Annotated in this window: 5 protein-coding genes, 1 tRNA gene and 1 pseudogene; 4 read left to right on the forward strand and 3 right to left on the reverse strand. The window is 57.9% G+C overall.

What is annotated here, in order from left to right:
• From purD to AAC083_RS14210, 4 genes are all read left to right on the forward strand, one after another.
• The coding region (purD, locus tag AAC083_RS14195) for a phosphoribosylamine--glycine ligase (protein ID WP_108536941.1) at positions 1-993 on the forward strand (993 nt) is incomplete at its 5' end.
• A gap of 261 nt (positions 994-1,254) precedes the next feature.
• Positions 1,255-1,629 (forward strand): cytochrome b562, encoded by a 375-nt coding sequence (locus AAC083_RS14200; RefSeq protein WP_042033736.1) that lies wholly within the window; start codon positions 1,255-1,257, stop codon positions 1,627-1,629.
• Positions 1,610-2,173 (forward strand): cytochrome b/b6 domain-containing protein, encoded by a 564-nt coding sequence (locus AAC083_RS14205; RefSeq protein ID WP_108536942.1) that lies wholly within the window; start codon positions 1,610-1,612, stop codon positions 2,171-2,173. Before AAC083_RS14200 ends, AAC083_RS14205 begins: the two co-directional genes overlap by 20 nt.
• A gap of 109 nt (positions 2,174-2,282) precedes the next feature.
• Positions 2,283-2,753 carry a tetratricopeptide repeat protein gene (locus AAC083_RS14210; protein WP_108536943.1) on the forward strand — a complete coding sequence of 157 codons (471 nt, stop codon included), beginning with the start codon at positions 2,283-2,285 and terminating at the stop codon, positions 2,751-2,753.
• A gap of 51 nt (positions 2,754-2,804) precedes the next feature.
• On the opposite strand, the gene AAC083_RS14215 is transcribed toward AAC083_RS14210, so the two are convergent.
• From AAC083_RS14215 to dnaG, 3 genes and pseudogenes are all read right to left on the reverse strand, one after another.
• A tRNA-Ile gene (locus tag AAC083_RS14215) sits at positions 2,805-2,881 on the reverse strand.
• Positions 2,882-3,077: 196 nt separating this feature from the next.
• A complete protein-coding gene (gene rpoD, locus AAC083_RS14220) occupies positions 3,078-4,943 on the reverse strand; it encodes an RNA polymerase sigma factor RpoD (RefSeq protein WP_084204523.1) in 1,866 nt (621 codons plus the stop codon).
• A 213-nt stretch (positions 4,944-5,156) separates the two neighbouring features.
• A pseudogene (dnaG, locus tag AAC083_RS14225) lies at positions 5,157-5,700 on the reverse strand (DNA primase); the annotation flags it as partial.

The raw sequence follows: 5,700 nt of genomic DNA on the forward strand, positions 1-5,700 counted from the left end.
CAGCTGGAAGGCTCCAAGGCCTTCACCAAGGATTTCCTGGCCCGTCACGCTATTCCGACCGCCGACTACCAGAACTTCACCGAGGTGGAGCCTGCGCTCGCCTACCTGCGCGAGAAGGGCGCGCCTATCGTCATCAAGGCCGATGGTCTGGCGGCGGGCAAGGGGGTGATTGTCGCCATGACGTTGCAGGAGGCAGAAGAGGCAGTACGCGACATGCTCTCCGGCAATGCCTTTGGCGACGCGGGCTCGCGGGTGGTGATTGAAGAGTTTCTGGATGGCGAAGAGGCGAGTTTCATCGTCATGGTCGACGGCGAGCACGTGCTGCCCATGGCCACCAGTCAGGATCACAAACGGGTGGGTGACGGCGATACCGGCCTCAATACCGGTGGTATGGGCGCTTACTCCCCGGCGCCGGTAGTGACTGCTGACGTGCACAAGAAGGTCATGGAGCAGGTCATCATGCCGACCGTGCGTGGCATGGCGGCCGAAGGCAATGTCTACACCGGGTTCCTCTACGCCGGTCTGATGATCGATGGCGAAGGTAACCCCAAGGTGATCGAGTTCAACTGCCGCTTCGGCGACCCCGAGACCCAGCCTATCATGCTGCGGATGCAGTCCGATCTGGTGGAACTCTGCCTGGCGGCCTGCGAAGGCAAGCTGGATCAGAAAGAGGCCATCTATGATCCCCGCGCCGCCATCGGCGTAGTGATGGCGGCGGGTGGCTATCCCGGCGATTACAGTACCAATCACCCCATCAGCGGCTTGCCGGTGGATGAGGTGGCCGGTGAGAAGGTGTTCCATGCCGGTACCCGGCTGGAAGGGCATACCAGCCTGACACAGGGTGGCCGCGTGCTGTGCGCAACTGCCCTTGGCCATACCGTTGCCGACGCCCAGCGGCGGGCCTATCAGCTGGCGGCGCGCATCAAGTGGGATGGCGTCTTCTACCGCAAGGATATCGGCTGGCGCGCCATAGAGCGCGAGCAGGAGCAGTAATTTCCAACAGTCGCACACACATGTTCATCAGGGCCTGCGGGCCCTTTTTCACATGCCGCGACCAGTCACCTTGCCCTAGGGGGATCCCTCGCCATCTCCCTCACATTTCCCCCTCTCTCGTTACCATTTGTGACAAAAAACAGCAATTTTCACAAACAGTTCACGGTGGCTCATGGCATCATGCCAGTCATGAACACCAAATAAGGGTTCATAGGAAACCAACCAAAAATTGATAAGCATGTCGTTAAATAAGGAAATCCCATGTTGAAAACTGTTCGCCCCCTGTTGCTGCCCCTGATGTTTGGCCTGATGACCCTGCCCGCCATGGCCGGTGAGCTGGAACAGCCGATGAAAAAGATCGGCTTCAACTACAAGCAGGCTGTCAAAGCTGACGATGCAGCCGCCATGGAGAAGCACATCAACGAGATGAAGGCTCAGCTCGACGTTGCCAAGCTGAAGAACATGCCAACCGCCAAGAAAGAGAAGTTCCTGGAAGGCATGAACAAGGTACAGACCGAGCTGGATGCCAGCCTGGCAGCCCTCAAGGCGGGTGACGAGGCCAAGGCGCGCGAGCACCTGGCCAAGGTCAATGACCTGAAGAAGGAGTACCACAAATATGCCAAGCAAAAAGGCTGATCCCTTTCACTGGGATAGTCTGGTCCGCCTCACCCACTGGGGTGTGGCGGCTGCCTGTGTCGGCAATCTCTGGCTCAACGAAGCCGGTGAGGAGTGGCATGAATGGCTGGGGTATACCGCCATGACACTGATCGGCCTGCGCCTGGTGTGGGGGCTCTCTTTCGCCAAGGGCCATGCCCGGCTGCGAGCCCTGATCCCGAGCCGGGCAGACTTTCGCCAGCAGGCCGTGGCGTTGCATGAACGCACCCCGGCAACCCCCGGCCATCATGGCAGCGGCAAGCTGGCGGTATGGGCGCTCTGGCTGACCATACTGGCCACCGCAGGTAGCGGCTGGTTTCAGAACACCGAGCTGGGCTTTGAACTCGGGGCCGACGACTGGCACCTCTGGTGTACCTGGGCGCTGCAAGGGCTGATCGCGCTGCATCTGACTGCTCTCGCATTCACCTCCTGGCGCCAACGCAGCAATCTGGTGGCGCGCATGTTGCCTTCGGTACGCGGCAAGCGTGCGCAGCAAGCGCCAGCGAGTCAGGATCAACACTCCTGATATGTCAGACAGACCCGCGCCCCTGGCCGGGCCTGTCCCTTGTCGACTCCCCCCCTCCCGTCCTGGTCCCGCAGACACGCTTTTACCCTATTTCTATGCAGGAGCACCCATGAAACAGCTTGAGACCCTCAAGGCAGAGGGCAGGATAGAAGAGGCTCGCCAGCACGGCCTGCTGCAACTCATCGCGCATCCACGACATGCCGGGCTGCATTACGAAGTAGCCTGCCTGCACGATAACCTGGGACGAGAGGCACAGGCCATTCCACTCTACCAACAGGCTATCGCACTGGGGCTGACGGATGAGTCTCTGCGTGGCGCCTGGCTCGGCCTTGGCAGCGCTTATCGCACCACAGGGCAATACCCGGAGGCGCTAGCCGCCTTCGAGCAAGGACTGGCCCGTTTCCCAGATGCCAATGAGTTCAAGGTGTTTCGCGCTATGGTTTGTTACAACCTGGGGCGCAACAAGGAGGGGATGGAGAGCCTGCTGGCGGTACTGGCAGAGACGGCGACAGATCCGGCTCTGGCACCTTACCGACGCGCCATCGCCCTCTATGCCGCCGACCTGGATCGACGCTGGTAAATAGCCAGCAACAAAAAGGCCGCTCATCATGAGCGGCCTTTTTGCGAAATGTGGTGGCCCCTGCCCGACTTGAACGGGCGACCAATCGATTATGAGTCGACTGCTCTAACCAACTGAGCTAAGGGGCCAGATTGTTGGTTTTGCGGCGTGGATTATAGGAGATGTAGAGAAGCCAGTCTATAGGCAGATCAACCACTTGGCGACATTTTGTCCACTTTCCTGCCAATATTCCTGCCAACCGGCTCACGTCCCATAAAGTCCGGATAAAACAAAGCCCCGCATAGCGGGGCTTTTGAGACGACGGCTCTGGGCACATACCAGGGACTATTCGTCCAGGAAGCTGCGCAGCACTTCCGAACGGCTCGGGTGGCGCAATTTGCGCAGAGCCTTGGCTTCGATCTGACGAATACGCTCACGGGTGACGTCGAACTGCTTGCCCACTTCCTCAAGGGTATGGTCAGTGTTCATGTCGATCCCGAAACGCATCCGCAGCACCTTGGCTTCGCGGGCGGTCAGACCTGCCAGCACTTCGCGAGTCGCATTGCGCAGGCTTTCGCTGGTCGCGGCATCCGCCGGCAGAGCCAGGGTGGTATCTTCGATGAAGTCGCCCAAGTGAGAGTCTTCATCATCACCGATGGGCGTCTCCATGGAGATGGGCTCCTTGGCGATCTTCAATACCTTGCGGATCTTGTCTTCCGGCATGCCCATGCGCATGGCCAGCTCTTCCGGGTTCGGTTCGCGACCCATCTCCTGCAGCATCTGACGGGAGATACGGTTGAGCTTGTTGATAGTCTCGATCATGTGTACCGGGATACGGATGGTACGGGCCTGATCCGCGATGGAGCGGGTAATGGCCTGACGGATCCACCAGGTAGCGTAAGTCGAAAATTTGTAGCCACGACGGTATTCAAACTTGTCTACCGCCTTCATCAGACCGATGTTGCCCTCCTGGATAAGATCCAGGAATTGCAGACCACGGTTGGTGTACTTCTTGGCGATAGAGATAACCAGACGCAAGTTGGCCTCAACCATCTCTTTCTTCGCACGGCGGGCCTTGGCCTCACCTATGCTCATGCGGCGGTTGATATCCTTGATCTGGGCGATGGAGAGACCAGTCTCCTCTTCGATCTGCTGCAGCTTGCCGATGGAACGCAGCACGTCTTCATCCATCTCGACCAGACGGGGAGACCAGGCTTTGCCAGCCTGTTTCTGGTATTCAAACCAGGCCGTTTCACACTCGTTGTTGGTGAAGGCCGCGACGAAGGTTTTCTTCGGCATCTTGGCCTGCTCAACGCAGAGTTTCATGATGATGCGTTCCTGGACACGGACCCGCTCCATCATCCCACGCATGTTGTTGACCAGACGATCGAACTGCTTGGGCATCAGGCGGAATTGACGGAATACGTCGGCCAGCAAAGCAATCGCGGCCTGGGTATCTTCGTGCGCGCGGCCATTCTTCTGAATGGAGAGGCGCGTTACCTCATACTGGGCACGCAGCTCACCAAACTTCTCGCGAGCAACTTCCGGATCCGGACCACCGTCACCGTCGTCGTCCGAGCTTTCGCCGTCGTCGTCTTCATCTTCGTCTTCATCTTCATCTTCGTCGGCCAGATCGGCTTCGCCGAGTTCAGAACCAATGTGAGTCGCGGTCGGCGCGACGTCATCGGTTTCGTTAGGATCGATGAAACCCGAGATGATGTCGGACAGGCGCAGCTGTTCAGCTTCGTATTTATCATACTGCTCAAGCAGATAGGTAATCGCTTCCGGGTACTCGGCAACGGAGCTTTGCACCTGGTTGATACCGTCTTCGATCCGCTTGGCGATGTCGATTTCGCCTTCGCGGGTCAGCAGTTCGACGGTACCCATTTCCCGCATATACATGCGGACGGGATCGGTCGTACGACCAATCTCAGATTCAACAGATGCCAGTGCCTGGGCAGCTGCTTCGGCAGCGTCCTCATCGGCGGTACCACCTTCAGCCATGATAAGGTCATCAGCATCCGGGGCGTTTTCAACCACCTGAATACCCATATCGTTGATCATCTGGATGATGTCTTCGATCTGGTCAGAGTCGACAATGTCTTGCGGGAGGTGATCGTTCACCTCGGCATAGGTCAGGTAGCCCTGTTCTTTACCTTTGGCAACGAGGAGTTTAAGCTGAGACTGCGGGGTTTGCTCCATAGAACTCATCCGGTTGGTGATGCTAGGTTGCGCGTACAGTGCGCTGCTGCGCAAATAGCCAATTCTAATAGAAAACCGCCAGACATGCTATGTCTGGTTGCGGCGTCGGTCATGAGAAACCCCTGCCCGCAGTATTGTCGGGGCCAGGCGGTTATAAAATTTTTGCTTTTAATCCCGTCGATTCGGGCAACGGTATTCATATTGGGACTAATCACTCAGATATCAAGCCCCACTCTCATTTCTTTTCTCAATCTGTACCTCTCTGATCAGCATCATCAGCTCTTGCGTTTCCTCAGAGCTTAGCCCTTCCTGAGCCACCTTGGCCTGCAATTCTTCAATTCGTTGCTTCAGAAACTGGTTGATGAAACCGACAAAGGTATCTTGCAGTTCTCCCAGAATATCCGGCTCCTGGTTGAGCTTGATCTCTTCAAACAAGTCGTGCATCGCCAGCTGGGCGAGGATCTCGCCCTCTTTGGTACCGCGCCAGTGCTCCAGCAAGATGCCCGTGGTAATCCCAGGCTGCGCCAGGATCTGCTGATGCAGCTGAAGCAAGAACTTGATTCCTTGTACCCGCAGCCCGGCCAGCTCAGGCATCGCCGGCAGCTCGGCCGTCACCACCGGGTACTGGATCATCAGAGCCAGTGCCCGACGCAGCGGCGTCAGCTTGGCAGCCTTGGGTTTGGTAAGCTCGGCCTTGGGCTGGCTATTGCGGGCGAACAGTTCGGCGATGCGCTGCTTGTTCTCACCCCAGCGCATCATGCTGGAG

This window comes from Aeromonas sp. HMWF014 (genome assembly GCF_963878295.1).
Taxonomy (GTDB): domain Bacteria; phylum Pseudomonadota; class Gammaproteobacteria; order Enterobacterales; family Aeromonadaceae; genus Aeromonas; species Aeromonas popoffii.

Coding starts and splice junctions, on each gene's coding strand:
- AAC083_RS14200 (WP_042033736.1), top strand. CDS start 1,255: ATGTTGAAAACTGTTCGCCCCCTGTTGCTGCCCCTGATGTTTGGCCTG.
- AAC083_RS14205 (WP_108536942.1), top strand. CDS start 1,610: ATGCCAAGCAAAAAGGCTGATCCCTTTCACTGGGATAGTCTGGTCCGC.
- AAC083_RS14210 (WP_108536943.1), top strand. CDS start 2,283: ATGAAACAGCTTGAGACCCTCAAGGCAGAGGGCAGGATAGAAGAGGCT.
- rpoD (WP_084204523.1), bottom strand. CDS start 4,943: ATGAGTTCTATGGAGCAAACCCCGCAGTCTCAGCTTAAACTCCTCGTT.